At 68.4% G+C, this 24,069-nt stretch carries 23 protein-coding genes and 1 pseudogene; 14 read left to right on the top strand and 10 right to left on the bottom strand.

Annotated elements, in window-relative coordinates:
* The first annotated feature begins 1,048 nt into the window (after positions 1 to 1,048).
* The 3 genes from QM809_RS18750 (at position 1,049) to QM809_RS18740 (ending at position 2,770) form a co-directional block, all read left to right on the top strand.
* On the top strand, positions 1,049 to 1,330 hold the full coding sequence (locus QM809_RS18750) for a hypothetical protein (RefSeq protein WP_415047362.1): 282 nt from the start codon (positions 1,049 to 1,051) through the stop codon (positions 1,328 to 1,330).
* The gene (locus tag QM809_RS18745; RefSeq protein WP_415047361.1) at positions 1,327 to 2,007 is read left to right on the top strand and encodes a DUF3558 family protein; all 681 of its coding nucleotides are present in this window, start codon (positions 1,327 to 1,329) and stop codon (positions 2,005 to 2,007) included. The genes QM809_RS18750 and QM809_RS18745 overlap by 4 nt, the downstream gene beginning before the upstream one ends.
* 358 nt (positions 2,008 to 2,365) lie before the next feature.
* Positions 2,366 to 2,770: a helix-turn-helix domain-containing protein gene (locus tag QM809_RS18740; RefSeq protein ID WP_415047360.1), complete on the top strand. Its 405-nt coding sequence runs from the start codon at positions 2,366 to 2,368 to the stop codon at positions 2,768 to 2,770.
* Positions 2,771 to 2,976: 206 nt separating this feature from the next.
* On the opposite strand, the gene greA is transcribed toward QM809_RS18740, so the two are convergent.
* From greA to QM809_RS18725, 3 genes are all read right to left on the bottom strand, one after another.
* On the bottom strand, positions 2,977 to 3,468 hold the full coding sequence (gene greA, locus QM809_RS18735) for a transcription elongation factor GreA (protein ID WP_415047458.1): 492 nt from the start codon (positions 3,466 to 3,468) through the stop codon (positions 2,977 to 2,979).
* A 191-nt stretch (positions 3,469 to 3,659) separates the two neighbouring features.
* On the bottom strand, positions 3,660 to 4,289 hold the full coding sequence (locus QM809_RS18730) for a queuosine precursor transporter (protein ID WP_415047359.1): 630 nt from the start codon (positions 4,287 to 4,289) through the stop codon (positions 3,660 to 3,662).
* Between the two features lie 109 nt (positions 4,290 to 4,398).
* Entirely contained in the window at positions 4,399 to 4,869 is a 471-nt protein-coding gene (locus tag QM809_RS18725; protein ID WP_415047358.1) for a DUF4307 domain-containing protein, read from the bottom strand.
* Positions 4,870 to 4,947: 78 nt separating this feature from the next.
* Between QM809_RS18725 and mca the strand changes: the two genes are divergently transcribed.
* Together mca and QM809_RS18715 are read left to right on the top strand one after the other, a co-directional pair.
* The gene (mca, locus tag QM809_RS18720; RefSeq protein WP_415047357.1) at positions 4,948 to 5,799 is read left to right on the top strand and encodes a mycothiol conjugate amidase Mca; all 852 of its coding nucleotides are present in this window, start codon (positions 4,948 to 4,950) and stop codon (positions 5,797 to 5,799) included.
* The gene (locus tag QM809_RS18715; RefSeq protein WP_415047356.1) at positions 5,796 to 6,134 is read left to right on the top strand and encodes a hypothetical protein; all 339 of its coding nucleotides are present in this window, start codon (positions 5,796 to 5,798) and stop codon (positions 6,132 to 6,134) included. The genes mca and QM809_RS18715 overlap by 4 nt, the downstream gene beginning before the upstream one ends.
* A gap of 90 nt (positions 6,135 to 6,224) precedes the next feature.
* On the opposite strand, the gene QM809_RS18710 is transcribed toward QM809_RS18715, so the two are convergent.
* Positions 6,225 to 7,322 carry a zinc-binding dehydrogenase gene (locus QM809_RS18710; protein ID WP_415047355.1) on the bottom strand — a complete coding sequence of 366 codons (1,098 nt, stop codon included), beginning with the start codon at positions 7,320 to 7,322 and terminating at the stop codon, positions 6,225 to 6,227.
* Between the two features lie 241 nt (positions 7,323 to 7,563).
* Between QM809_RS18710 and QM809_RS18705 the strand changes: the two genes are divergently transcribed.
* Entirely contained in the window at positions 7,564 to 9,753 is a 2,190-nt protein-coding gene (locus QM809_RS18705; RefSeq protein WP_415047354.1) for a thioredoxin domain-containing protein, read from the top strand.
* Positions 9,754 to 9,783: 30 nt separating this feature from the next.
* On the opposite strand, the gene QM809_RS18700 is transcribed toward QM809_RS18705, so the two are convergent.
* Positions 9,784 to 10,353 carry an NADPH-dependent FMN reductase gene (locus QM809_RS18700; RefSeq protein WP_415047353.1) on the bottom strand — a complete coding sequence of 190 codons (570 nt, stop codon included), beginning with the start codon at positions 10,351 to 10,353 and terminating at the stop codon, positions 9,784 to 9,786.
* Positions 10,354 to 10,695: 342 nt separating this feature from the next.
* On the opposite strand from QM809_RS18700, the gene QM809_RS18695 reads away from it, so the two are divergent.
* Positions 10,696 to 11,778, top strand: coding sequence for a 3-deoxy-7-phosphoheptulonate synthase (locus tag QM809_RS18695; RefSeq protein ID WP_415047352.1), 1,083 nt, complete (start codon positions 10,696 to 10,698; stop codon positions 11,776 to 11,778).
* On the opposite strand, the gene QM809_RS18690 is transcribed toward QM809_RS18695, so the two are convergent.
* The 3 genes from QM809_RS18690 to trhA form a co-directional block, all read right to left on the bottom strand.
* Positions 11,742 to 13,340: a PepSY-associated TM helix domain-containing protein gene (locus QM809_RS18690; RefSeq protein WP_415047457.1), complete on the bottom strand. Its 1,599-nt coding sequence runs from the start codon at positions 13,338 to 13,340 to the stop codon at positions 11,742 to 11,744. The two genes, QM809_RS18695 and QM809_RS18690, sit on opposite strands and share 37 nt — an antisense overlap.
* A 99-nt stretch (positions 13,341 to 13,439) precedes the next feature.
* Positions 13,440 to 14,000 carry a hypothetical protein gene (locus QM809_RS18685; RefSeq protein WP_415047351.1) on the bottom strand — a complete coding sequence of 187 codons (561 nt, stop codon included), beginning with the start codon at positions 13,998 to 14,000 and terminating at the stop codon, positions 13,440 to 13,442.
* Between the two features lie 51 nt (positions 14,001 to 14,051).
* Positions 14,052 to 14,723, bottom strand: a complete 672-nt coding sequence (gene trhA, locus QM809_RS18680; RefSeq protein WP_415047350.1) for a PAQR family membrane homeostasis protein TrhA — start codon at positions 14,721 to 14,723, stop codon at positions 14,052 to 14,054.
* A 60-nt stretch (positions 14,724 to 14,783) separates the two neighbouring features.
* On the opposite strand from trhA, the gene QM809_RS18675 reads away from it, so the two are divergent.
* Complete coding sequence (locus QM809_RS18675) at positions 14,784 to 15,566, top strand: isoprenyl transferase (protein ID WP_415047349.1); 783 nt, start codon at positions 14,784 to 14,786, stop codon at positions 15,564 to 15,566.
* 14 nt (positions 15,567 to 15,580) lie between these two features.
* Positions 15,581 to 16,087: an aminoacyl-tRNA deacylase gene (locus tag QM809_RS18670; protein ID WP_415047348.1), complete on the top strand. Its 507-nt coding sequence runs from the start codon at positions 15,581 to 15,583 to the stop codon at positions 16,085 to 16,087.
* Between the two features lie 24 nt (positions 16,088 to 16,111).
* Here the strand turns inward: QM809_RS18670 and coaA are convergent, their stop codons facing one another.
* Positions 16,112 to 17,053 (bottom strand): type I pantothenate kinase, encoded by a 942-nt coding sequence (gene coaA, locus QM809_RS18665; protein WP_415047347.1) that lies wholly within the window; start codon positions 17,051 to 17,053, stop codon positions 16,112 to 16,114.
* Here coaA and QM809_RS18660 point away from each other — a divergent pair.
* From QM809_RS18660 to QM809_RS18645, 4 genes and pseudogenes are all read left to right on the top strand, one after another.
* On the top strand, positions 17,052 to 18,383 hold the full coding sequence (locus tag QM809_RS18660) for a DUF885 domain-containing protein (protein WP_415047346.1): 1,332 nt from the start codon (positions 17,052 to 17,054) through the stop codon (positions 18,381 to 18,383). The two genes, coaA and QM809_RS18660, sit on opposite strands and share 2 nt — an antisense overlap.
* A 10-nt stretch (positions 18,384 to 18,393) precedes the next feature.
* A pseudogene (gene glyA / locus QM809_RS18655) lies at positions 18,394 to 19,688 on the top strand (serine hydroxymethyltransferase).
* A gap of 20 nt (positions 19,689 to 19,708) precedes the next feature.
* On the top strand, positions 19,709 to 20,581 hold the full coding sequence (locus QM809_RS18650; protein WP_415047345.1) for an acyl-ACP desaturase: 873 nt from the start codon (positions 19,709 to 19,711) through the stop codon (positions 20,579 to 20,581).
* A 352-nt stretch (positions 20,582 to 20,933) separates the two neighbouring features.
* Positions 20,934 to 22,241, top strand: coding sequence for a PhoH family protein (locus QM809_RS18645; RefSeq protein WP_415047344.1), 1,308 nt, complete (start codon positions 20,934 to 20,936; stop codon positions 22,239 to 22,241).
* A 37-nt stretch (positions 22,242 to 22,278) separates the two neighbouring features.
* Here QM809_RS18645 and QM809_RS18640 read toward each other — a convergent pair whose 3' ends face one another.
* Positions 22,279 to 22,920: a class I SAM-dependent methyltransferase gene (locus QM809_RS18640; protein ID WP_415047343.1), complete on the bottom strand. Its 642-nt coding sequence runs from the start codon at positions 22,918 to 22,920 to the stop codon at positions 22,279 to 22,281.
* Positions 22,921 to 23,021: 101 nt separating this feature from the next.
* Here QM809_RS18640 and QM809_RS18635 point away from each other — a divergent pair, with 101 nt between their 5' ends.
* Complete coding sequence (locus QM809_RS18635) at positions 23,022 to 23,930, top strand: L,D-transpeptidase family protein (protein WP_415047342.1); 909 nt, start codon at positions 23,022 to 23,024, stop codon at positions 23,928 to 23,930.
* Positions 23,931 to 24,069 lie beyond the last annotated feature (139 nt).

Here is a 24,069-nt window from a genome sequence, read left to right as displayed (position 1 = left end):
TCGGAGTCGAGTGTTGAGGTGTGGCGATACCGTAATGTGCGGTACTCTTTCTGGGGTCATGTTTTCCGAATGGTTGAGTGTCATCAACTGATGAATTCGTATGATAGGTGGAATTCCAGTAATGAAAACCTCAGGCTTATTCGGGCGATTTGATCCCATTGCTACTGCGATCGACGGCTCGCGATAACAGGAGGCGGCAAACCCTCGGGTGGAATGGATTCGCTACAAAACTGTCCCACGAAATATTGCCGCCGCTATACGTGCTACCACGGGAATGGGCTGACATGACCTGATCGAGATCGTTGTACTCGTTCACGAATCGGCGATGAAAACGGGAAGGGGGCTGACTTTCGCCTTAACTGGGATTGTTCACGATTGTTCGGATCACGGTCGTCTATCTATGCTGGAAAACCCGTCAGGTCGAGTTGGCTGAGTACTTCGACTGCTCCCAGTCCGCGGTCTTCCGAGCGATCACCATCCTGGCATCGTGGATCGGATACGCACTGGTCGAGTGCGTGTCGACCGCAGAGGATATCCCGGCCGTATTCCACGCTGAGCTGTCACTGGTTCGTGTAGTCGCCAAGATTATAGCCGACTTATCCGGCTGCTTGGTCGGGCGTCCTCGACGTGAGATTTTATCGCCCGCGTACCCCAATGAATGTGATTTACGATGAGACGATTCCGATTCGGTGTTGGAATGAATTTTCTTCTTTGTCTCTGGATTGGATGAAATCCTTGATCTGTCTCATGAGATTCGATGGTGAATCGAGTTAAAAAATCCCAGCTAGCGGCAGGTTTCGTGAACTCATCGGGAAATATTTTTTCGAGACAGGGAACCGGATCGTGTTTTCTGGCGTCTAATTATTGAGAACGATCGAAGCAGTCGCCGAATGTGACTCCCTTCGGTCGTTCGGGAACCCGTGGGGTGGCCATGCGGTCGGGGGATGGCGGCTTCGCGGGTGTGGGGGAGCCGCGCTGGAGGCCGGTACCGGGGGAATCGGTCTCCAGTGCGGTCCTTGAACTGAATCGACGATGTAAGGGGGATGACGTGAGCGGTGAGGTGGTATCGGTAGCTCAAGCATGGCGTGAACGTGCGAAGGCGGCAGAGGTCACGGCGGGTGAATTGGAGAAATTAGTTAGTGACCTTCGTTCGGTTCTGGTGAGGAATGATTTCGGAGTCGACTGTATTGAGGGAGCTGATCTCTATCATCAGTTGCGCAACATCTGCATTGCAGGCGCGGAGGAAATTCGGGTTATGGGAGAATCGGCCCGTGTGCTCTCTGCGAGATGTGGTAGCGCGGCGACTAGCTATGAAATCGCCGATCAATGAAGATGTCGATTAATGGTGATTGCATTCCGGGGTCGATAATCAAACTTCGTGGATTGCGCATCGGAATTGTAATTATTTTGATGGCTTTATGCTCATGTGATGGCGATCGTCATCGTGGTGATGTTTTTTCTTCCAGGGGGAATTCAGAAATTCGACCTCGGGTGATTCGCCAGACTGATTCGAATGGTCGTCGACTGCCCTTCGATACTGTGCACCCGAACCGGTGGAGTGAAGCCAACGGAGGAAGTGAGTACGAGCCATGTACTGCGCTGTCATCTGTTGAGTTGGCAGAGTTGGAAGTAGATGCTTCAAGCGTCAGGGATGCGGCTGGGACTGATGGGCAAACACTTCGAGGGTGCGTCTGGAAGTACTCGTCGAGTGCAGTGAAGGGGTGGACGGTTTCGCAGATCGTCGGTAATTCACGTGGGCTTGATTTTGACAAGCGCCTCAAGAGTGTTTCTGCGGATATCTGGATGCCGGATATCGTGATCGAAGGGAGAATAGTCGGCATGCATCGGCTTCAGGGCGGTTTCGACTGTGATTCCTATGTTCACTCTGGACGGGCTGCTGTGAATACGATCGTGATGAAATCGAGTTCGTCGTCTGCGAATCCTGGCGAGATCTGTGCGCGAGTACTTGATTTTACACGCGCGACAATCAGAAGAATTCCACGCTGAGCATCAGCCTCCTGTGATTCGTAGGGAAGTGGCGGTGCCTGACCTCGGTGATCCTCCCTCACCGGGGTCGCGGTGCTCCTGGTCGGTGTCTGCTTTCCTGCCGCTAATCGGTGAATCGGGCGATGACCTGAGCGCGGCGGCTGCGGTCCGAACTGGACTTGACCGGAGAGGTCTCCGGGCCAAGCCTCCGACCGTGTGCGTCGACCATCCGACGCCGGTCTGAGTGAGCGTCGATTCCTGTACGGGGACGAGTTTCGCGGCTCGCCCGCACACGGTGCGAACCTTCTTGCTTCGTCGCAGGTCAGAGCGCACAACATGGTGGGCAGACAATTCGTTGTGCGTGGACCATGTTGGAAACGTGTCGTCGCGAGAAGAGGGGTACCTGCAGTGGGACACCTATGCCTTCTCGCTCGCGAACCGGCTCGTAACCGTGCGTAAGCAGCGCGGATACTCCCAGGAGGAACTCGCGCACCGGAGCGGTCTGCACCGCAACGCGGTGTCGAACCTGGAACGGGGCACCAGCAACCGGCCACCCCACGTCTCGGATCCGCAGATGTCGACGGTCTACCGACTGGCACATGCGCTGGAGGTCCCGCCGTCGTATCTGCTGCCGGACGTCGACACCGTGCGTCTGCCCAAACGCTCGGCCGAACAGGTCAACGACCGGGCGATCTCGCGGGTGGAGGCGAAACTTCACAAACTGGTCCCGGCCGCCGAAGCCGCCGAGGGCGCTTCCTCTGAGTCCGCCGTCGAATCGCGATAGCGGTCGCCTCAGAAGGCGTTCACGAGGTCCGTGCGAGAGCCCGACCGTCACCGTCGAACACGGTGACCACGTCGACAGCGCAGAACGAAGACGTGGAGCACGGCAGCTGCTCGGATCTCCTGTCCTCGCCTCGGATGCGGAAAGCCGGGCCGCAGTAGACCTGCGACCCGGCTCTCTCGACCGGCACGGTGTGCCGGAATGCGGTATCAGTGCTGGTAAGGCTCAGCCTTCACCACGGTGACGGTCACCTCGGCCCCGCTGGGCACCAGGTACGACCGGCTCTCGCCGACCTTCGCGTCGATGACGGCGGCGCCGAGCGGTGAACTGGGGGAGTACACCTCCAGGTCGGTGGCGACGCTCTCCTCGCGGGTCGCGATGAGGAAGGTCTCGGTGTCGGACTCGTCGTCGTCGAAGTAGACGGTGACGACCGAACCCGGCAGTGCCACACCCGACTGGGTCGGCGCCTGACCGATCTTCGCGTTGTTCAGCAGATCCTGCAGCTGACGAATCCGAGCTTCCTGCTGGCCCTGCTCCTCGCGGGCTGCGTGGTAGCCGCCGTTCTCCTTGAGGTCGCCCTCTTCGCGGCGCTCATTGATCTCCGCAGCAATGACTTCTCGGTTCGCGATCAACGAATCGAGTTCCTCTTTCAGACGCTGGGCAGACTCGGGAGTCAGCCAGGTCACGCCTGTGTCGGTCATTGTGGATCTCCTTTGCTGTCCGCCATTGGACTGCGTGTTCATGTGCTGCTGCACTTCAGCGTGCTCTGGTCGATCACGGTCTGAATGCAGCAACACGACCCCTCGCGGAGCCGTGCGCCCACCAGGATACCAGCCGGTGTGTTTCAACGCACTCGGGCGAACCCGCGGGGAGGCGTGGTGCCGTCCGTCGATCAGTGCGCAGCGAGTGATTCCCCGTACGACGGCTCGGCCCGTTTCAGACGTGCGACGACGAAGTACGTCGCCGGCATGACGACGACCTCGACCAGGGTCTTCCACAGGAACCCGACCACGACGAAGGAGACGAACTGGCCCCACGTCTCCACGCCCACGACGGACGCGGCGATCGCACAGAAGACCAGGGTGTCGAAGAACTCGCCGACCACGGTCGATCCGAGGAGCCGGGCCCACAACCTGCCCTCGCCGGTCCGCTCCTTCATCTTCACCAGGACGTAGGAGTTGCTGAACTCGCCGACCAGATAACCGGCCAGGCTGGCGACGACGAGCTGCGGAACCGCGCCGACCACGGCCTCCAGGGCGGCCTGGTTCTCGTAACCGTCCAGCGGGGGAAGCGCGATGGTCGCCGTGAACACCAGGGAGGCGAGGATCATCACGCCGAACCCGGTCCAGATGGTGCGGCGCATCGCTTTGAAGCCGTACACCTCGGAGATCACGTCTCCGATGACGTAGCTCAGGGGGAAGAGGAAGAAGGCGCCGTCGGTGACGAGCCGGCCGTCGAACAGGCCGACGCCTTTGGTGGCGGCGATGCTGCTGATCAGCATGGTGCCGACGAAGACGGCCATCAGCACCGGGTAGTAGGGGGAGGACAGGGTGGCGAAGACTGCTTTGGACGCCGGACGCGAAACGTCCGGCTGCCCAGAGTGTGTCGGCTCCTCGGTCACGAGTGGCACCTCACTTATCGGGTTGCAGGTAGGCGGGCACCGAAGCGGTGCAGCCGAAGACCTCGCCGATCACGGCGGGTCGGGAGGTGTAGACGGTGGTGCGGGCCGCGACCTGGACCTCGCCGGCGGGGATCAGCACCTCGCGGCGGCCGACCTCCGCCCCGTCCTTGGCGCGGCCGCGGACGACGCACGCGACCGGCACGCTCGGATCCTTGCGGTTGACGGTGTACTGCACGGCGACGGCATCGGAGCCGAGGACGTCGTGGCCGACGGCCTGGCCGGACACCTCCGGATCGCCGAACTGCTTGAATCCGACGAACGCCAGCACGAGGCCCGCGACGACGACGGCCACCGAACCGATCAGGAACCACCGGCGACGACTGGCCTGCGACTGCTCCACCGGATATGTCGCCCGCGGGCCGCTCTGCGGCATCGGGCTCTGCGGTTTCGGCTGGTCGGAGACCCCGTCTGAACTGCTCACGCGTCAATACCTACCATGTAGGGGAGTACCGAGCGAAGGTGAGGAAGCGTGACCGACAGCACGGGGCGCCTGCGACTCATGGCTGTGCATGCACATCCGGACGACGAGTCCAGCAAGGCGGCCGCGACCTTGGCCAAATACGCGGAAGAGGGGCACGACGTCCTCGTCGTGACGCTGACCGGCGGCGAGCGCGGCGACATCCTCAACCCGGCGATGGATCGTCCGGGTGTCCTGGAGAATCTGCCGGAGATCCGCAAGGAGGAGATGGCCGCCGCCGCGGCGGCGCTCGGCGTCGAACAGACGTGGCTCGGCTACGTGGATTCGGGTCTGCCCGAGGGCGACCCGCTCCCGCCGCTGCCCGAAGGCTGCTTCGCGCTGGTCCCGCTCGAAGAGGCCACCGGGAAGCTGGTCGAGGTGGTGCGCGAGTTCAAGCCACACGTGATGATCACGTACGACGAGAACGGCGGATACCCGCACCCGGACCACATCAAATGCCACGAGGTCTCCGTCGCCGCGTTCGACGCCGCGGGAGATCCGGTGGCCTACCCGGACGCCGGGGAGCCGTGGACACCGCTGAAGCTCTACTACACGCACGGCTTCATCCGGGACCGCATCCTCCGCTTCTCCGAGGAGTTCGAGAAGGCCGGTCGGGAGAGCCCCTTCAAGGAGTGGCTCGCGAAGTGGAAACGTGAACAGGGCGATCTGATGGGTCGCGTCACCACCCAGGTGACCTGCGGGGAGTTCTTCCCCCAGCGCGACGACGCGCTCCGCGCGCACGCGACCCAGATCGACCCGAACGGCTTCTTCTTCGCGGTGCCCCTCGAATGGCAGCAGCGACTGTGGCCCACCGAGGAGTTCGAACTGGCCCAGACCCGGGTCCAGACCGCAATCCCGGAGACCGACCTCTTCGCGGGAATCGAGGCACCGTGAACACCGTCCATCTGCTCGCGACCGAAGCCGCCGTCGTGCTCGCCGACCAGCCGGCCCAGGGGCCCGAATTCGGCAAGGCGTCGCCGGTCGGGCTGCTCGTCATCGTCGTGCTGCTGGCCGCGACCTTCCTGCTCATCCGGTCGATGAACAAGCAGCTCCGCAAGCTCCCGGACAGTTTCGACACCGCCAATCCGGAGCCGGACCAGCAGTTCGACGAGGGCACCGACACCGTGTCCGACGAAGCCGCGGCGGGTGGAGTCTCCGACGACGGCGCCTCCGCGTCGGCGTCGGCCACCGCTTCCACCGACCAGCCGGACGGCGGCACCGACCGCTAGCGTCTGTGACCCGCACACGACGGAGCCGGGCCGACGTCGGCCCGGCTCCTGTTCACGTCGTCGTCCGCGAAGGCGGGCGGTCGACGACGGTCAGTCGAAGACGATGACGCTGCGCGCGGTCGCGCCTTCCTCGAGCCTCCGGTACGCCTCGTTGACGTCTTCGAGTCGGATCTCGTCGGCCACCAGGTCGTCGAGGTTCAGCCGACCCTGGTTGTACATCTCGGCATAGAGGGGGATGTCCTCGTCGGCGACGGTGGACCCCATGTAGTTGCCCGCGAGATGCTTCTGCGGCGCGAGCAGCGCCGGACCCGGCACCACGACCTCGGTGCCGGGCTTCATCACACCGAGGACGTACGCTCGGCCGCCGACGTTGGTGATCGCCAGCGCCTGCTGCGCCGTCTCCTCGAGCCCGACCACCTCGAACGCGATGTCCACGCCGCCGAACGGCGTGATCTCCCGAACGCGGGCGAGCACGTCTTCCGCGGTGGGGTCGATGGTGTCGGTGGCACCGAACCTCTTCGCCAACTCCCGCTTCTCCGGGTGGAGATCGATGGCGATCACCTCCCGGGCACCGGCGAGCGCGGCACCCTGCACCACGTTCAGGCCGACCCCGCCGCAGCCGATCACCGCGACGGAGTCGCCGAACCGGACCGGCGCACCGTTCTTCGCGGCACCCACCCCGGTGACGACGGCACAGCCGAGGAGCGCCGCGCGGGAGAACGGGATCGTCTCGTCGACGACGGTCGCGTTGCGCTCGTGGACCAGGATCTTCTCGGCGAACCCGCCGATGTCGCCGAGCTGCGGAACGTTCCGGCCGTCCAGCGTGTACCGCGCCTTCTCGTCTGGGCGACGACGGACCGCGTCGGGGTCGAGGCAACGGACCTGATCGCCCTGCTGGCATCGCACGCACTGTCCGCATGCCGAGATCAGGTTGGTGACGACGTGATCGCCGACCTTGAGACGGGTGACCTCCGAGCCGACCTGGGAGACGACGCCGGCCACCTCGTGGCCCAGGACCGCGGGCAGCGGTACGCCGAAATCGTTCTGCATGAAATGCAGGTCGGAATGGCAGAGGCCGGAGGCCTTGACGTCGATGACGACCTCGCGTGACCGGGGAGCATCCAACTCGATCTCGCGGAGTTCCAGAGGTTTGCCGATCTCGAGTAGAACCATGGCATTCGTCTTCATCTTGCGGCACTTCCTTGCGGTGTCGTGTTACGCGGGCAGCGCCCCGGACGGACCGGGACCTGCAGGCGGCGTACGCCGCCGAATTCAGGATCACGCATGGGAGAGGCTCGGGATGTTCAGGATCCTGAACGTTCGGATCGGGGTTCCGGGATCTTCTGGGACCGAGGTCGTCGCCGCGGAGATCCAGAGGTCCTCGCGTCCGACCGGCGGATCGTGGTGACACGCGGCCTAGGCTGAGTCCATGGGCAATCGACTCGGCTCCGCCACCAGTCCGTACCTCCGCCAGCACGCGGACAACCCCGTCCACTGGTGGGAATGGGACGACGACGCCTTCGCCGAAGCCCGCGAACGCGACGTCCCGATCCTGCTGTCGGTCGGTTACGCCGCCTGCCACTGGTGCCATGTGATGGCGCACGAGTCGTTCGAGGATCCGGCGCTGGCCGCACAGATGAACGACGGTTTCGTGTGCATCAAGGTCGACCGCGAGGAACGCCCCGACATCGACGCGATCTACATGGCCGCGACCGTCGCGATGACCGGGCAGGGCGGCTGGCCGATGACCTGCTTCCTCACGCCCGACGGCGAGCCGTTCTACTGCGGCACCTACTTCCCGCCGGTGCCGCGCTCGGGGCAGGCGGGATTCGGGCAGGTGTTCGAAGCGATCTCGCTGACCTGGCGTGAACGTCGTGACGAGGTGGCCGCGGCCTCGGAGAGCGTCACCGCGCATTTGCGGGCGAACGCCGGCGCGATTCCACCGGGCCCGGTGATCGACGGCGCGCTGGTCGCGGCGGCCGTCGCCCGGGTGCTCGACGAGGAGGATCCGGACGCCGGCGGCTTCGGCGGGGCACCCAAGTTTCCGCCGTCGTCGTTGCTCGAGGCCTTGTTGCGGGCGGAGGAGAGTGGTTTCGACTTCGCTCAACCAGCGAAGGGGACGGCTCAACCAGCGAAGGGGACGGCTCAACCAGCGAAGGGGACGGCTCAACCGGCGGAGACATCGACTCAACCTGCGAATGGGGCGGCTCGATCGGTGCGAGCCGCGGTGGAACGGGCGTGCGCGGCGATGGCTCGCGGCGGCATCTACGACCAGCTCGACGGCGGTTTCGCCCGGTACTCGGTGGACGCCGGCTGGGTGGTGCCGCACTTCGAGAAGATGCTGTACGACAACGCCCTTCTGCTGCGCGCGTACGCGCATCTGGCACGGATCCCTTCGACAGGCTCAGGGAACGGAGGGGACTCGGGGAGCGAAGGGGATCCGGGGAGCGGAGGGGACTCGGGGAGAGCAAGACGGTTGGCGCTCCGGGTGGTGGAGGAGACCGTCGGATTCCTGGACTCGGCGCTCTGGACCGGGCGGGGTTACGCGTCGTCGCTCGACGCCGACACCGACGGCGTCGAGGGGCTCACCTACGTCTGGACGCCCGCGCAGCTGACGGAGGTCCTCGGCGCCGACGACGGCGCCTGGGCGGCGGAACTGTTCGAGGTGACCGAACGCGGGACCTTCGAGCACGGTGCGTCGACGCTGCAACTGCTCCGCGACCCGGACGACGTCGCCCGGTTCGCCTCGGTGCGCGCCCGGCTGTCGGCGGCGCGGGCGCGACGACCGCAGCCGGCGCGCGACGACAAGGTCGTGGTCGTCTGGAACGCGCTCGCGATCACCGCCCTCGTCGAGGCCGGGAGCACGCTCGGGCACCCCGAATGGGTGGCGCGGGGCGCCGAGATCGCGGAGTCGCTGTGGTCGTCGCACCTGGTCGACGACGCCGACGGTCGCCCCGTCCTGCGCCGGGCGTCGCTCGACGGGAAGGTCGGGGAACCGGTCGCGGCCCTCGACGACCACGCCGCGTTCGTCACCGCGCTGCTGGCCCTCCACCAGGTCACCGGCGCCCCGGGCTGGCGGGAGCGGGCCCTCGTCCTGCTTGATCGGGCGATCGAGGAGTTCGCCGATCCGGAAGAGCCCGGCTCCTGGTACGACGCCGTCGCCGGATCGCTCATCGCCCGGCCGCGGGATCCGGTGGACGGGGCGACGCCCGCGGGCGCCTCGCTGATGGCCGAGGCGCTGCTGACGGCGTCGCTGCTCGCCCCGGACGAGGAGGCGCCCCGGTACCGGGAACTGGCCGACCGGACCCTGTCGCGGGCCGGTCTGGTGATCGAGAGGATGCCGCGCTCGGCGGGGCACTGGCTGGCCGTCGCCCTGGCCCGGTCGGCCGGTCCGCTGCAGATCGCCGTCGCACAGTCCGACGACTCCGACGGCGCCCTGGCCGCCGCGGTACGACGCCGCGCACCCGGCGGGGCCGTCGTCGTGGCCGGGACCCGGGACTCGCTGCCGCTGCTGCTCGGTCGCGGTCCGGTCGACGGCGCCGACGCGGCCTACCTGTGCCGGGGGCAGACGTGCGACCTGGCGGTCACCGAGGCCGCGGATCTGGCGTTGCCCCGATGACCGGCAGGGAAGGATGAGACCGGAAGACGATCAGGCCTGCGGACGCAGCGGACGGAGCGCCTGGTCGAGGGCGAGCAGTTCGTCGAGCTGAGATGCCAGCACCTCGGCCTGCTGCTCGGTCGGGGTGAAGACGCCGTTCTCGTCGACCTGGCCGAACGGCATGTTCATCTCGACGCTGCCGTGGGTGCTGACCATGCCCAGGGCGGTCACGACCGGACGCAGCGCGGTCTGCGCGCGGGTGCCGCCGGAGTTGCCGCCCCAGTTCACGAAGGCCACCGGCTTGCGGTCCCACTCGATCGACAGGTAGTCGAGCGCGTTCTTGATCGCGGCGCCGTAGCTGAAGTTGTACTCGGGGAAGGCGAACACGAAGGCGTCGGCGGCCTCCACGCGAGCGCTCCACTCCTTGGTGTGCGGCTTGGTGTACTGGCGGGCCCGCGGGTGGTTCGGCTCGTCCATCAGCGGCAGGGCGATCTCGGCGAGGTCGGCGAAGTCGATCTCGAAGCGGCCGTCGGCCTCGGCGGTCCGCTTGATCCACTCGGCGATGGGCAGGGCGATGCGGCCTTCGCGAACACTGCCGACGACGATCATGAGCTTGGGCATGGGGGTCTCCGTTCAGAGGATTGATCGAACTGTCGACGAGTGTAACCGGACTACGGTCCGTATTATTTCCGATGTTCGGAGACGTCGGTCACAGATGTGCTCGGCGGCGGTGTGCTAGCCTCGACGCCGTGATCCACTCCGTGCGTGCTTATTGGCGCTTTATCCAGGCTCCGGGAGAGCCTGCGATGAAGCGCTGACGCGCGCACGCCGCACGAACCCGGAGCCGAAGCAGTGACCCGACGGTCGCTGCTTTCGTCGTTTCCGGGCCGGAGCCTGCTTTCACTCGGGAACGTCGCCGCCTCACGCCACGCAGCACAGCGCACAACCCGAAAGGCATCCGCTATGACACTCGCCCCCGACGCCGCCGTCGAACGCACGACGACCAACGACACCCGCGTCACGGCGTTCTCGCCGATCCCGTCGCCCGACAGCCTGCGCAGCGAGCTTCCGCTCACCGGCCGTCGGGCCGCCGTCGTCGCCCGCGACCGCGAGGAGATCGCCGCGATCCTGGCCGGCCGGGACGACCGCCTGATCGTCGTCGTCGGACCGTGCTCGGTGCACGACCCCGTCGCCGCCCTCGACTACGCCCGCCGCCTCGCACCGCTCGCCGCCGAGTACTCCGACACCCTCAAGATCGTCATGCGCGTGTACTTCGAGAAGCCGCGGACGACGGTCGGCTGGAAGGGCCTGATCAACGACCCGGACATGGACGGCTCGTTCCAGGTGGAGAAGGGTCTGCGCATCGCCCGCAAGCTCCTGCTCGACGTCATCGACCTCGGTCTGCCCGTCGGCTGCGAGTTCCTGGAGCCGACCAGCCCGCAGTACATCGCCGACACCGTCGCCTGGGGTGCGATCGGCGCGCGGACCACCGAATCTCAGGTCCATCGTCAGCTCGCCTCGGGACTGTCCATGCCGATCGGTTTCAAGAACGGCACCGACGGCAACGTCCAGGTCGCGATCGACGGCGTCCAGGCCGCTGCGGGCGCGCACGCCTTCTTCGGCATCGACGACTTCGGCCGCGGCGCCGTGGTGCAGACCGCGGGCAACGAGGACTGCCACGTGATCCTGCGCGGCGGCACCGGCGGCCCCAACTACGACGCCGACTCGGTCGCCGCCGCGGTGGCGAAGCTGACCGCCACCGGGCTGGCGCCCAAGGTGATGCTCGACTGCTCGCACGCCAACTCCGGCAAGGACCACGAGCGCCAGGCCCGGGTCGCCGTCGAGGTGGCCGACATGATCGCCGGAGCCCGCGCCGAGGGCGCGGATCCGGTGATCAGCGGTGTGATGCTCGAGAGCTTCCTGGTGCCCGGCGCCCAGTCGGTCGGTGCCGAGAACCTGGTCTACGGGCAGTCGGTCACCGACAGGTGCATGGGCTGGGAGGCCAGCGCTCAGGTGCTGGAGGTGCTCGCCCGCGCGGGTCGCTGACGCCGGATCAGGCCCAGCGCCACGTCGATCGCCAGGAACGCCAGCAGCGGCCAGCCCAGCAGCGGGACGAATCGGCCGACCGCGACGGCGACCAGGACGACGACGGCGAGCGACACCCGATCCCGGGTGGAGCCCGTGGCGAGGTCGACCACGGCGCCGCGGGACGGCGCCGTGCCCGGCCGGCGGGTTCCCCGGGGGCGTCGCTGCCACCACATCCGGTAGCCGTGGACGATCACGGCCACCAGGGCGACCGCGATCGCGCACAGGACGAGCTGGTTGAGCAGGCCGAACAGCAGACCCATGTGGAGCGCGATCCCCAGGTTCGCCAGCTGTGCGGCGAGCGGCCAGTCGGCGAACCGGTCGACGGCGACGACGCGGTCGTGCGCGGGATCGGCCACCGCGGTGTCCGGGGAGAACTGCCACGGCGCGCGGATCTCGGTCACCGTGAACGCGGTCGCCTCGTCGGCGGGGACGGTGATCTCCACGGCCTCGTCCCGGCCGACTCCGGCGGTGCGGGCCAGGGCGAGCGCGGTGTCCGCGTAGCCCGCGTTGGCGGCGGCGACCTCGGCGGATCCGGTCGGCGCGGGACCGCCGTGCCCGTGACCGCCGTGCCCGTGCGCGGAGTGTTCGGCGGGATCGGCGGTGGCCGGATCCAACGCGGTGCCGACCGACGGCTGCGTCCAGTGCAACGCCGACCGGAGTTCGGAGACGTGGGCGCCGGCGTACTTCGACCAGGTCAGGCCGGTCGCCGACAGGAACACCAGGGCGACGACGATCCAGATCCCGAGCACCCCGTGCCAGTTCCGCGTGCGAACTCGGGCGGCCGAGCCTCGCCTCCCGTCGACCGCGCTTCGCATCCCGCCGGTCGAGCCTCGGGTTCTGTCGGTCGAGCCTCGCCTCTCGCCGGTCGAGTCTCGCCTTCCGCCGTCTGAGCTCCGTCGAAGCCCCACCGTGAACAGCCGTCCGGACCCGCGATTGCGGCGGTCCTTGCGGTACGTCGCGATCCACAGCACCAGCCCGGCCAGGGCGATCACCCACAGCCACGACGCGGCGAGCTCGCTGTAGAGCCGTCCGGGCTCGCCGAGGTGCAGGTCGCGATGGAGCTTGTCGAGCCAGGTGCGGACGGGCAGCGACCCGCTGCTGCCGTAGCTCGGGAGGTCGCCCTGCACGCGCAGGGTCACCGGGTCGACGAACACCGCCAGACTCGTGTACTCGGGCAGGTCCGGGTCGTCGAACAGCACCCGGGTGGTGTCCCCGGGGGAGGCGGCGGGCCGGACGGCGGTCACGGTGAGGTCCGGATGCGCGGTGTGCGCCGCCTCGATCTGGGCGGCGACGGACCGGGCCGGCCCGGTCGAGTCGGTGTGCAGCAGGTCGCGGTGGATCAGGTTCTCCGCGGACGGGGCGAGCGCGTAGAGGCCGCCGCTGATCGCCGCGATCAGCAGGAACGGGGCGACGAGGACGCCGGCGTAGAAGTGCAGGCGCCGGCACAGATGCAGGAGGGCGCCGGAGCCGGCGCGGTTCGCGCCGCGGGGCGGCGCCGGCGGGCGGGCGGGGGTGGTCATGGACATGGCGGAATCGCCTTTCGTCGACAGGGGAACGCCCGGCCCGGCGGGAGACGCGTCGGTGCGCGTCCCCGCTCGGGTCGGGGGTGAAGTGGGGTGTCAGACGAGGACGAGGGGCGGGCCGCGCGTGCCGACGGTGCCCAGGTGCCGCAGGGAACGTGCGGGAAGGAACGGTGCGGGCGGGGTCGGAGGGACCGCCGGTCCGGCGACCGGGGGATCGGTGAGCAGTGCGACGATCCGCAGCGCGAGTCCGGCGACGGTCCGTACCAGCGATTCGACGGCCGCCACCAGCGCGAGGGCGGCGAGCGTCCCGACGGTGTGGGTCACCGCCATCGGCGCGGTGATCGGCGCGTGGGGATGCCCCGCCAGGGCGATCAGCAGCAGATGCACGACGATCTGGCCGCCGGCGAGCGCCGGAAGCAGCCGCCACACCGGCGGGATCGGCTGCGACGACGGGGCGCGGCGGGGCGTCGTACGTCGTGCATCCCGGTCGCCGAGCACGACCGCGACCGCGATGCCCGCGGCGCCCAACAGCACCAGCACGTTGCCGTCGGGGAGTGCGCCGTGGCCCTGCGCGTGGGCCGCGACACCGGTGACGGCCGTGGTGGCGCCGACGACGGCGGCTCTCAGCCGGGGGATCGTCGGTGGGGCGGCGGGCACGCGGAGGAGTCTATCGGCCCGGCGGCGCCGGAACCGCTCGCGGGAGGCGGGTCAGGAGAGGACGATCAGCCAGACCGCGATGTAGTGCAGCAGTGCGGCGATCGCGGTGCAGGTGTGGAACACCTCGTGATGTCCGAAGGTCCCCGGCCACGGCTCGGGCCAGCGCAGGGCGAAGAACACCGCGCCCACGCTGTAGAACACCCCGCCGACGGCGAGCAGCACGAACACCGCGACCCCGGCGTTGCGCAGGAGCTCCGGCGCGACCCAGACGATCACCCAGCCGAGCACGATGTAGAGCACCACGCCCAGCCAGCGCGGCGACCCCGGTGCGATCAACTTGAGTGTGACGCCGCCGAGGGCGCCGGCCCACACGATGCCCAGCACCCACCAGCGTTCCGGAGAGTCGAGCCCCATCATGCAGAACGGCGTGTAACTGGCCGCGATGAAGAGGAAGATCATCGAGTGGTCGGCCCGTTTCATCGCGATCCGGTGGCGCGGATCGGTCCAGTTCACCCGGTGGTACACGGTGCTGGTGGTGAACAGCCCGGTGATCCCGAGGACGTACACGACCACCGCGGCCACGTCCACGGCCGTACGGTTCCTGGCGGTGCCGACGATCAGGATGATGCCCACCGCCGCCGAGACGAACGCCGAGTACTTGTGGATGACGCCGCGGAGCCGGGGCTTGCCTTCGGCGACGTCGGTCGAGAGCGCGTCGATCATGCAACCTACGGTACCGTAAGTTTCGCGCCGGTAACTTATCTCCGGCGTAAGATCGCTCGTGTGAAACTGATCCCAGAGCGTGTGCGGGGTGGGCTCTACCGTGTCTACGAAGGCCGGTTGGTCCAGCTCATGGATACCGATCGGGTCCCGCGGCATGTGGCGATCATCTGCGACGGCAACCGCCGCTGGGCGCGTGAGGCCGGCTTCGAGGACGTCGCGCACGGTCATCGCGTCGGTGCGCAGCGCATCGCCGAGATGGTCGGCTGGTGTTCCGAACTCGGCATCGGCGCCGTCACGGTGTACCTGCTCTCCACCGAGAACCTCGCCCGCGCCTCGGACGAACTCGACGCCCTGATGGAGATCGTGCCCGACATCGTCGACGAGATCGCCGACGCCCCCGGCGACTGGCGCGTGCGCATCGTCGGCAACCTGGACGTGCTGCCCGATGCCGTCGCCGAACGACTGCGCGCGGCCTCGGCGCGCACCGAGGGCCGCGGCGGGATGAACGTGAACGTCGCCGTCGGCTACGGCGGACGCCAGGAGATCGTCGACGCCGTCCAGGGTCTGCTGCGCGAGAAGCTCGCCGCGGGGGCGAGCCGGGAGGAGCTGATCGAGGCGGTCTCGGTCGAGGGCATCGACGCGAACCTCTACACCAGCGGCCAGCCCGATCCGGACCTGGTGATCCGGACCTCGGGCGAGCAGCGGCTGTCCGGATTCCTGCTGTGGCAGAGCGCCTACTCGGAGATGTGGTTCACCGACGCCTACTGGCCCGAGTTCCGCCGGGTCGACTTCCTGCGAGCCCTCCGCGACTTCGCCGCCCGCAAACGCAACTTCGGGAAGTAGACGGGACGACGACGATGGCCGCCACCCCCGCGATCGCGGCGCTGGAAGCCGCAGGCATCGTGCATGCGGTGCACCAGTACAAGCACGATCGCAAGAACACCGACTACGGCGCCGAGGCGATCGCCGTGATGACCGCGCGCCTCGGCGTGGAACCCGGCCAGATCTTCAAGACGCTCGTGGTGGACCTCTCGACGGGGCTCAAGGGGCGGGGCGACCGGCGGCTGGGGGTCGCCGTGCTCCCGGTGCCGCAGCAGCTCTCCCTCAAGGCCGCGGCGAAGGCCTTCGGCGTGCCCAAGGCGGTGCTGGCCCAGCCCGCGGCGGTCACCCGGGCCACCGGCTACCTCCTCGGCGGGGTCTCGCCGGTCGGACAGAAGACCGCGCTGGCGACCGTCGTCGACTCCTCGGCGATGTCGTGGGACCGGGTGCTGACCAGTGCGGGCAGACGCGGTCTGGAGATCGAACTGGCGCCCGCCGACCTGGTGGCGGTCACCGGCGCGACCGTCGCCGACATCACCGCGTAGTCGTCCGGTCTCGTCCGGGGGGCGTCAGAGTTTGCGGAGGCGGACCCGGTTGATCGAGTGGTCGTGGTCCTTCCGCAGCACCAGCGTCGCGCGGGGCCGGGTCGGCAGGATGTTCTCGATCAGGTTCGGCCGGTTGATCGTCATCCAGATGTCGTGGGCGGCGATCGTCGCCTGCTCGTCGGTCAGCGAGGCGTAGCCGTGGAAATGCGATTCGGGATCGGCGAACGACGTCGTGCGCATGTCCAGGAAACGGGAGACGTACCACTCCTCGATGTCGGAGAGGTTGGCGTCGACGTAGACCGAGAAGTCGAACAGGTCCGAGACCGTCAGGGTGGGGCCGGTCTGCAGCACGTTGAGGCCCTCGACGATCAGGATGTCCGGCTGGTTCACCACGTGGAACTCGCCGGGCACGATGTCGTAGGAGACGTGCGAGTACACCGGCGCCTTGACCGACTCGGAACCCGACTTCACCTCGGTGACGAAGCGCAGCAGCGCCCGGCGGTCGTACGACTCGGGGAAGCCCTTGCGGTGCATGATCCCGCGGCGCTTCAGCTCGGCGGTCGGGTAGAGGAAGCCGTCGGTGGTGACCAGGTCGACCTTGGGATGGGTCTCCCAGCGCGACAGCAGCTTGGCCAGCACGCGCGCGGTGGTCGACTTGCCCACCGCGACGCTCCCGGCGATGCCGATCACGAACGGCACCTGGCGGTTGCGCTGGCGTTCGCCGAGGAAGGTCGACGTCGCCGCGAACAGCCGCTGGCGGGCCTCCACCTGCAGATGGATCAGTCGGGAGAGCGGCAGATAGACCTCGGCGACTTCCTTGAGGTCGATCTGTTCACCGAGGCCGGCGAGCTGCTCGAGCTCGTTCTCGGTGAGGACCATCGGCATCGATCGCCGGAGTTCGCGCCATTGCCGCCGGTCCAATTCGAGGTAGAGGCCGGGGTCGCGATCACTGGATAGGCGCGCCATGCAGGGCAGACTACAGGCCCGGTCCGCGCGCGGTAGCGTGGGCCGCGTGAGTCCCGACACCGCCGCCGATCTGGTCGACGACTACCTGCGCCTCGGTCTGCTGTTCGACCGGATCGAGCCGGGTTTCGTCGACGCGTACACCGGAGACCCCGCGCTGCGCGCCGAAGCGGAGAACGCTCCGGCGCCCGATCCGGCCGCACTGGCCCGGCGGGCCCGCGACCTCCGCAACGCGCTGCCGGGCGGACTGCCCGCGGACCGGGCCGAGTTCCTCGGCGCGCATCTGCGCGCGCTGGAGTGCTCGGCACGCAAGTTCGCCGGGGAGACGATCGGCTTCGTCGACGAGGTCGAAGCCTATTTCGACGTCCGGATCGCACCGGCCGACGAGGACGTCTACGCCGACGCGCACCGGAGGATCGCGGCGGCGCTCGGCGTCCCCGGGGCCACCGGGGAGGCGCTGCGCGAGGCGTACGCGGCGCATCGTCGTACCGAGGAGATCCCGTCGAACCTGGTCCGGCCGCTGGTGCACGAGTTCAGCGGGGCGCTGCGTTCGACGGTGCGGTCGCGGTTCGGCCTGCCCGAATCGGAGGTCGTCGAGTTCGAGATCGTCTCGGACGAACCGTGGTCGGGCTTCAACTACTATCTCGGCGGCTACCGTTCGACGGTCGCGATCAACACCGATCTCCCGCAGTACCTGTCCGGGCTGCCCGGACTGGTGGCCCACGAGGCCTACCCCGGGCACCACACCGAGCACTGCCGCAAGGAGCAGCTCCTGGTGGAGCGCGGCGGACAGAACGAGCAGACGATCTTCCTGGTCAACACGCCGCAGTGCCTGATGGCCGAGGGGCTCGCCGATCACGCGCTGGTCGCCGCGCAGGGCCGGGACTGGCAGCCGTGGGCCGCCGAGGTCTACGCCGACTTCGGCCTCCGGTACGACGCCGAGAAGGCCCGCGCCGTGTCGGCGGCCACCGCGGGTCTGCTGCACGTGCGCCAGGACGCGGCCCTGGCGCTGCACGACGCGCACCGCGACCCCGACGAGGTGGCCGCGTTCCTCCAGCGCTGGCTGCTGGTGCCGGCCGAACGCGCCCGGCAGATGCTGCGCTTCCTCACCTCGCCGCTGTGGCGCGCGTACATCTCGACCTACGTCGAGGGCTACGAACTGCTCGACCGCTGGCTCGACGGTCCCGCCGCCGGAGTCGAACGCCCCGCCGCCGGAATCGAACGCATCGTCGAATCGGAGCGGGAGGCCGCCGAGACCAGGCTCGACCGATTCGGGCGGCTGCTCGACGAACCGCTGACCCCGGCGGCGCTGCGCGCGGAGTCGGCCACTTAAACTGGTCCCCATGACCCTGTTTACGCAGTCCCTGGCCGAATTGGATCCCGACCTCGCTGCGGCGATGAGCGGCGAGCTGGCGCGTCAGCGCGACACGCTCGAAGATGATCGCCTCGGAGAACTTCGTGCCGCGCGCGGTCCTCCAGGCGCAGGGCAGCGTGCTCACCAACAAGTACGCCGAGGGCTACCCGGGGCGCCGCTACTACGGCGGCTGCGAGTACGTCGACGTCGTCGAGGACATCGCCCGCGACCGCGCCAAGGAGCTGTTCGGCGCCGAGTTCGCCAACGTCCAGCCGCACTCGGGCGCGCAGGCCAACGCCGCCGTCCTGATGACGCTGATGGAGCCGGGCGAGACCCTCCTCGGCCTGGACCTGGCCCACGGCGGTCACCTCACCCACGGCATGCGCCTGAACTTCTCGGGCAAGTTGTACGAGAACGCCTTCTACGGCGTCAGCAAGGAAGACCACCGGCATCGACATGGACGAGGTGCGCAAGATCGCCCTCGACGCCAAGCCGAAGGTGATCGTCGCCGGCTGGTCGGCCTACCCGCGCACCCTCGACTTCGCGGCGTTCCGCGAGATCGCCGACGAGGTGGGCGCCAAGCTCTGGGTCGACATGGCGCACTTCGCCGGTCTGGTGGCCGCGGGTCTGCACCCGAGCCCGGTGCCCTACGCCGACGTCGTCTCGACCACCGTGCACAAGACCCTCGGCGGTCCGCGTTCCGGCCTGATCCTGGCCAAGCAGGAGTACGCCAAGAAGTTGAACTCGTCGGTGTTCCCGGGCCAGCAGGGCGGGCCGCTGATGCACGTCGTCGCCGCCAAGGCCGCCGCGCTGAAGATCGCCGCCAGCGAGGAGTTCGCCGAGCGTCAGCGTCGCACCGTCGCCGGCGCCCAGGCGCTCGCCGAGCGCCTGACCCACTCCGACGTCGCCGACGCGGGCATCACCCCGCTCACCGGCGGCACCGACGTGCATCTGGTCCTGGTGGACATGCGCAACAGCGACCTCGACGGCCAGCAGGGCGAGGACCTTCTGCACGAGGTGGGCATCACCGTCAACCGCAACGCCGTGCCGTTCGACCCGCGTCCGCCGATGACCCCGTCGGGTCTGCGGATCGGTGCTCCGGCCCTGGCCACGCGGGGATTCGGCGACGCCGAGTTCGCCGAGGTCGCCGACATCATCGCCACCGCGCTGGCGCAGGGCAAGGCCGCCGACGTCTCCGCGCTGCGTGCCCGCGTCGCGAAACTCGCGCTGGACTTCCCCCTCTATCAGGGACTTGAGTCCTGGGGGATGATGAGTGGGAGCTGATTTCGACTAAACTGTCGACCGTGGCTGTTTTGGACGAAGACGAACTGATCACGGCGCTCGAGAAGTCGCTCTCCACCCTCGCGGAGGAGCACGCCGAGGCCGCCGAAGACTGGATGCCCCACGCGTGGGTGCCCTGGAGCAAGGGGCGCAACTTCCGGTTCCTCGGCGGTGCGGACTGGGATCCGAGCGAGGCCGGTCTGAGCGAGACGGCGAACGCCGCGCTGCTCGCGCTGCTGCTGACCAAGGACAACCTGCCGTCGCAGCACCGCATCCTGGCGCTGCACTTCCCGGCCTTCTCCGACTGGCGCCAGCTGATCGGCGTCTGGACCGCCGAGGACAACCGGCACGCGATCGTGCTGCGCGACTACCTGGTGGTCACCCGCTGCCAGGACCCGGTGGACGCGGAGAACCGTCGTCGTATCCACGTGGTCGCGGGTTGGAAGCAGACCCCGGAGGCCTCCGACGCGGTCGGCCCGATGGACGCGCTGGCGCTGCTGGCCGTCCACGAGAACCAGTGCGTGCAGTTCATCGGCCGACTCAAGGAGTACGTCGAGGATCCGGTGCTGATCCAGATCCTCGACAAGATCCAGACCGACGACAACGTGCAGGCGTCCACCTTCCAGGCCTTCCTGATGGCCGGAATGGTCGCCGACCAGGAGGCCACGGTCCTGGCCGTCGACAAGGCGTTGCGCGAGATCGAGCACATCGGCAGCGACATCGCCGACTACGACACCCAGCGCGAGTACTTCTCGGACTTCGAGGACGTCTCGACCGATTCGGCCATCGCGCGGAAGATCGCCGACGAACTGAAGCTGGAGAGCGTCCAGGAGCTGAGCGAGGAGGCCGAGGCCGCCCGCCGACGGATTCTGGCACTGGCCGAGGGCCAGGTCTAGCACCCGGTCGCCGTTCTTCGAAGCCCGCGGGCTCTCCGATCTCGGAGATCCCGCGGGCTTCGCCGGCATCCGGCGGCGTCGAGGTCGTCGTCGGACGTCGTTCCGTAACACGACGTTCATCGTCGCGCCGTCTGCTCTCCCAGCAGGTCACCGGGTGCGCAGGTAGCGTCGGCATCGACGGGGCGCTGAAGCGACGGCCCGTCTTGGGAGGTTCGATTCGTGCACTGTGGAGTCACGAGAGGATCGGCCCCGGTCCTCGTCCTCGTCGGCTGACGCCGAACGGGGACGGCGTACCGACCGGCCGATCTAGATCTCGCCCGCGCGGGCGCCGCGCGGCACTCGGGAGTCCACCGTGACCGCACGCACCTATGTCCTCGACACCTCCGTCCTGCTCTCCGATCCGCGGGCGGTGACCCGCTTCGCCGAGCATCACGTGGTGATTCCGCTGGTGGTGATCAGCGAACTCGAGGGCAAACGCCACCACAGCGAACTGGGCTGGTTCGCCCGGACCGCCCTGCGTCTGCTCGACGATCTGCGGATCCGGCACGGGCGGCTCGACGTCCCGCTGCCGATCGGGAACGACGGCGGCACCCTGCAGGTGGAGCTCAATCACACCGACCCGGCCGTGCTGCCCGCCGGTTTCCGGAACGACTCCAACGACTCCCGCATCCTGGCGTGCGCACTGAACCTGCGCGCCGAGGGCGCCGACGTCACCCTGGTCTCCAAGGACACCCCGCTGCGCGTCAAGGCCGGGGCCGTCGGCCTGGCCGCCGACGAGTACCACGCGCAGGACGTCGTCGTCTCGGGCTGGACCGGCATGGACGAGCTGGACGTGGCCGACGGGGTGATCGACGAACTGTTCGCGGAGGGGATCGTCGACGTCGACGAGGCCCGCGACCTGCCGTGCCACACCGGCGTCCGGCTGCTCGGGTCCGGATCGAGCGCGAGTGCCCTGGGTCGGGTGACCGACACCAAGCAGGTGCAGCTGGTCCGCGGCGACCGGGAGGCGTTCGGGTTGCGCGGCCGTTCGGCCGAGCAGCGGGTGGCCCTGGACCTGCTGCTCGATCCCTCGGTCGGCATCGTCTCCCTCGGCGGCAAGGCCGGGACCGGCAAGTCGGCGCTCGCCCTGTGCGCCGGACTCGAAGCCGTCCTGGAACGCCGGGAGCAGCGCAAGGTGGTGGTGTTCCGGCCGCTGTACGCCGTGGGCGGGCAGCAGCTCGGCTACCTGCCGGGCAGCGCCGACGAGAAGATGGGGCCGTGGGCGCAGGCCGTCTTCGACACGCTCGAAGGGCTGGTCTCCACCGCGGTGATCGACGAGGTGCTCTCGCGCGGGATGCTCGAGGTGCTTCCGCTGACGCACATCCGCGGACGGTCGCTGCACGATTCGTTCGTGATCGTCGACGAGGCGCAGTCGTTGGAGCGCAACGTGCTGCTCACGGTGCTCTCCCGGCTCGGCGCCGGTTCGCGCGTGGTGCTCACGCACGACGTCGCCCAGCGCGACAACCTGCGGGTGGGGCGGCACGACGGCGTGGCCGCGGTGATCGAGAAGCTCAAGGGCCACCCGCTGTTCGCGCACGTGACGCTGACCCGGAGCGAGCGCTCGCCGATCGCGGCTCTGGTGACCGATCTGTTGGAGGAGTTCGCCCCGGGTCAGGGCTGACCGGCCTCGATCCTGCGCCCGTCCCCGGTTCGGCGGTTCAGGTGCGGCGCAGGATCGAGACGGCCCAATCGGATTCGGGCGTCCACGGGCGGAGATCCCAGGTGGCCAGACGCAGATCCAGCCGGAGGCCGGCCTGGTCGGCGGCGGCGTCGAAGGCGTCCAGGGTCAGATGGCGATCGGTGTGGAAGCCGACCACCAGGGGAGCGTCGTCCTTCAGGTGCGCGGCCAGGCGACGCAGCACCCGAGCCTCGGTGTCGGGGGCGACGAAGACCATCACGTTGCCGGCGCAGACGATCGCGTCGAACTTCTCGTCGAGGGCGGGGGCCTGCTCGCCGGTGGCGGTGCGCGCGGGTCCGTGCGGATCGGCCAGGTCGAGTTCGGCCAGGTCCCCGACCAGCCAGGTGGGCCCGGGATGGTCCTGCTCGGCCGCCGCGATCAGCTTCGGGTCGACGTCGACGCCCACCACCTCGTGGCCCGCCGCGTGCAGGTGCGCGCCCAGGCGCCCGGGGCCGCAGCCGGCGTCGAGGATCCGGGAGCGCCGCGGCACCATCGCGTCGAGGAGCCGGGCCTCGCCGGCGAGGTCGTCGCCGGCGGAGGCCATCGTCCGGAAGCGGTCGATGTACCACTCGCTGTGGCCGGGTGCGGTGTCGGTGATCCAGCGGGGAGGGGGCGTCGCCATGCCTCCAGCCTAACGGTGCGGCACGGTTCCGTGACCGGGTTGCATTCCGGTGACGGTGGTCTCCGGGGGTGGCGTGATCCCGGCATTCTTGGCACCATGGGATGGTGCTGAAGTTACTGATGGGCCGTGTGTGGCAACTGGGACTGTTGGTGACGGCTGTGCTCGTCGCCCTCGCCGCCGGTGCCGGCGCGGCCGCCGCCGACCCGACCACGCCGTCGCCCGCGCCGTCGCAGCCTCCGTCCGATGCGGGGACGATGCTGGAGAACCTGCTGCGGGGACTCACGCTCCCGGGAGTGCCGACGCCCGGTGCTCCGGCCGGCGGGACCGGTCAGATGATCGTCGTCTCGGTGCCGCAGAAGGCGGCGACGGTCGGCACGCTCACGACCTTCGAGAAGGACGCCGCCGGACAGTGGAGGCCCGTTCTGGGGCCGGTCGAGGCGTACATGGGCTCCCTGGGCATCGGTGAACCGCAGGACGACGTCCACCGCACCCCGGAGGGCACGTACGCGCTGGGTCAGGCGTTCGGGCGGCAGGACAACCCCGGCACCAAGATGAACTACAAGAAGGTCGACCGGGAGGACTGGTGGGACGGCAACCAGGCGTCGCCGACCTACAACCAGATGGTGCGCCGGTCCGACAGCCCCGGCCCGGGCAGCGAGAACCTGTACGACATGGGTCCCGCCTACGACTACGCGGTGGAGTTCAAGCACAATCCGTCCAACACCCCGGGCAAGGCGACGGCGATGTTCCTGCACGTCGGCAGCGAACCCACCTGGGGGTGCGTGGCGATCGACCGCGAATCGATGATCAAGGTCCTCAAGTGGCTCGATCCGGCCAAGAACCCGAAGATCAGCATCGGCGTCAACCAGTCGACGCCGAGCGACATCAAGGATGCGCCGTCCACGACGACGCCCGAAGGCGCCCCGCTTCCCGACGATGCGCTGACTCAGCTCATGCAGCAGCTCACGGCGTTCATTCCGCAGATCCTGGGGTCGGTGACCGGGTCCTGAGACGTCGCGGCGACCAATTCGGTGGCGCCGCGTCCGGACGGTCCGTTACCGTTCTCGACGAGGGCGGGCCGGAGACGGTCGGTTACCACTGTTAATGGGCGGGTTGCGGGTTCGAATCCCGTCGGAGTCGTTCGGGCTC

Source organism: Gordonia sp. (in: high G+C Gram-positive bacteria) (assembly GCF_047600385.1).
Classification (GTDB): domain Bacteria; phylum Actinomycetota; class Actinomycetes; order Mycobacteriales; family Mycobacteriaceae; genus Gordonia.
The sequence above is the reverse complement of the archived record's forward strand: the minus strand, read 5'-3'. Positions and strand labels throughout refer to the sequence as shown.

What these genes read in the sequence shown, in the direction of transcription:
- QM809_RS18705 (WP_415047354.1), top strand. Translation starts at nt 7,564, where the DNA reads ATGGGCAATCGACTCGGCTCCGCCACCAGTCCGTACCTCCGCCAGCAC.
- QM809_RS18730 (WP_415047359.1), bottom strand. Translation starts at nt 4,289, where the DNA reads ATGGCCGTCTTCGTCGGCACCATGCTGATCAGCAGCATCGCCGCCACC.
- QM809_RS18695 (WP_415047352.1), top strand. Translation starts at nt 10,696, where the DNA reads ATGACACTCGCCCCCGACGCCGCCGTCGAACGCACGACGACCAACGAC.
- QM809_RS18660 (WP_415047346.1), top strand. Translation starts at nt 17,052, where the DNA reads ATGCAGGGCAGACTACAGGCCCGGTCCGCGCGCGGTAGCGTGGGCCGC.
- QM809_RS18710 (WP_415047355.1), bottom strand. Translation starts at nt 7,322, where the DNA reads ATGAAGACGAATGCCATGGTTCTACTCGAGATCGGCAAACCTCTGGAA.
- QM809_RS18670 (WP_415047348.1), top strand. Translation starts at nt 15,581, where the DNA reads ATGGCCGCCACCCCCGCGATCGCGGCGCTGGAAGCCGCAGGCATCGTG.
- coaA (WP_415047347.1), bottom strand. Translation starts at nt 17,053, where the DNA reads ATGGCGCGCCTATCCAGTGATCGCGACCCCGGCCTCTACCTCGAATTG.
- QM809_RS18700 (WP_415047353.1), bottom strand. Translation starts at nt 10,353, where the DNA reads ATGCCCAAGCTCATGATCGTCGTCGGCAGTGTTCGCGAAGGCCGCATC.
- greA (WP_415047458.1), bottom strand. Translation starts at nt 3,468, where the DNA reads ATGACCGACACAGGCGTGACCTGGCTGACTCCCGAGTCTGCCCAGCGT.
- mca (WP_415047357.1), top strand. Translation starts at nt 4,948, where the DNA reads ATGGCTGTGCATGCACATCCGGACGACGAGTCCAGCAAGGCGGCCGCG.
- QM809_RS18690 (WP_415047457.1), bottom strand. Translation starts at nt 13,340, where the DNA reads ATGACCACCCCCGCCCGCCCGCCGGCGCCGCCCCGCGGCGCGAACCGC.
- QM809_RS18640 (WP_415047343.1), bottom strand. Translation starts at nt 22,920, where the DNA reads ATGGCGACGCCCCCTCCCCGCTGGATCACCGACACCGCACCCGGCCAC.
- QM809_RS18635 (WP_415047342.1), top strand. Translation starts at nt 23,022, where the DNA reads ATGGTGCTGAAGTTACTGATGGGCCGTGTGTGGCAACTGGGACTGTTG.
- trhA (WP_415047350.1), bottom strand. Translation starts at nt 14,723, where the DNA reads ATGATCGACGCGCTCTCGACCGACGTCGCCGAAGGCAAGCCCCGGCTC.
- QM809_RS18745 (WP_415047361.1), top strand. Translation starts at nt 1,327, where the DNA reads ATGAAGATGTCGATTAATGGTGATTGCATTCCGGGGTCGATAATCAAA.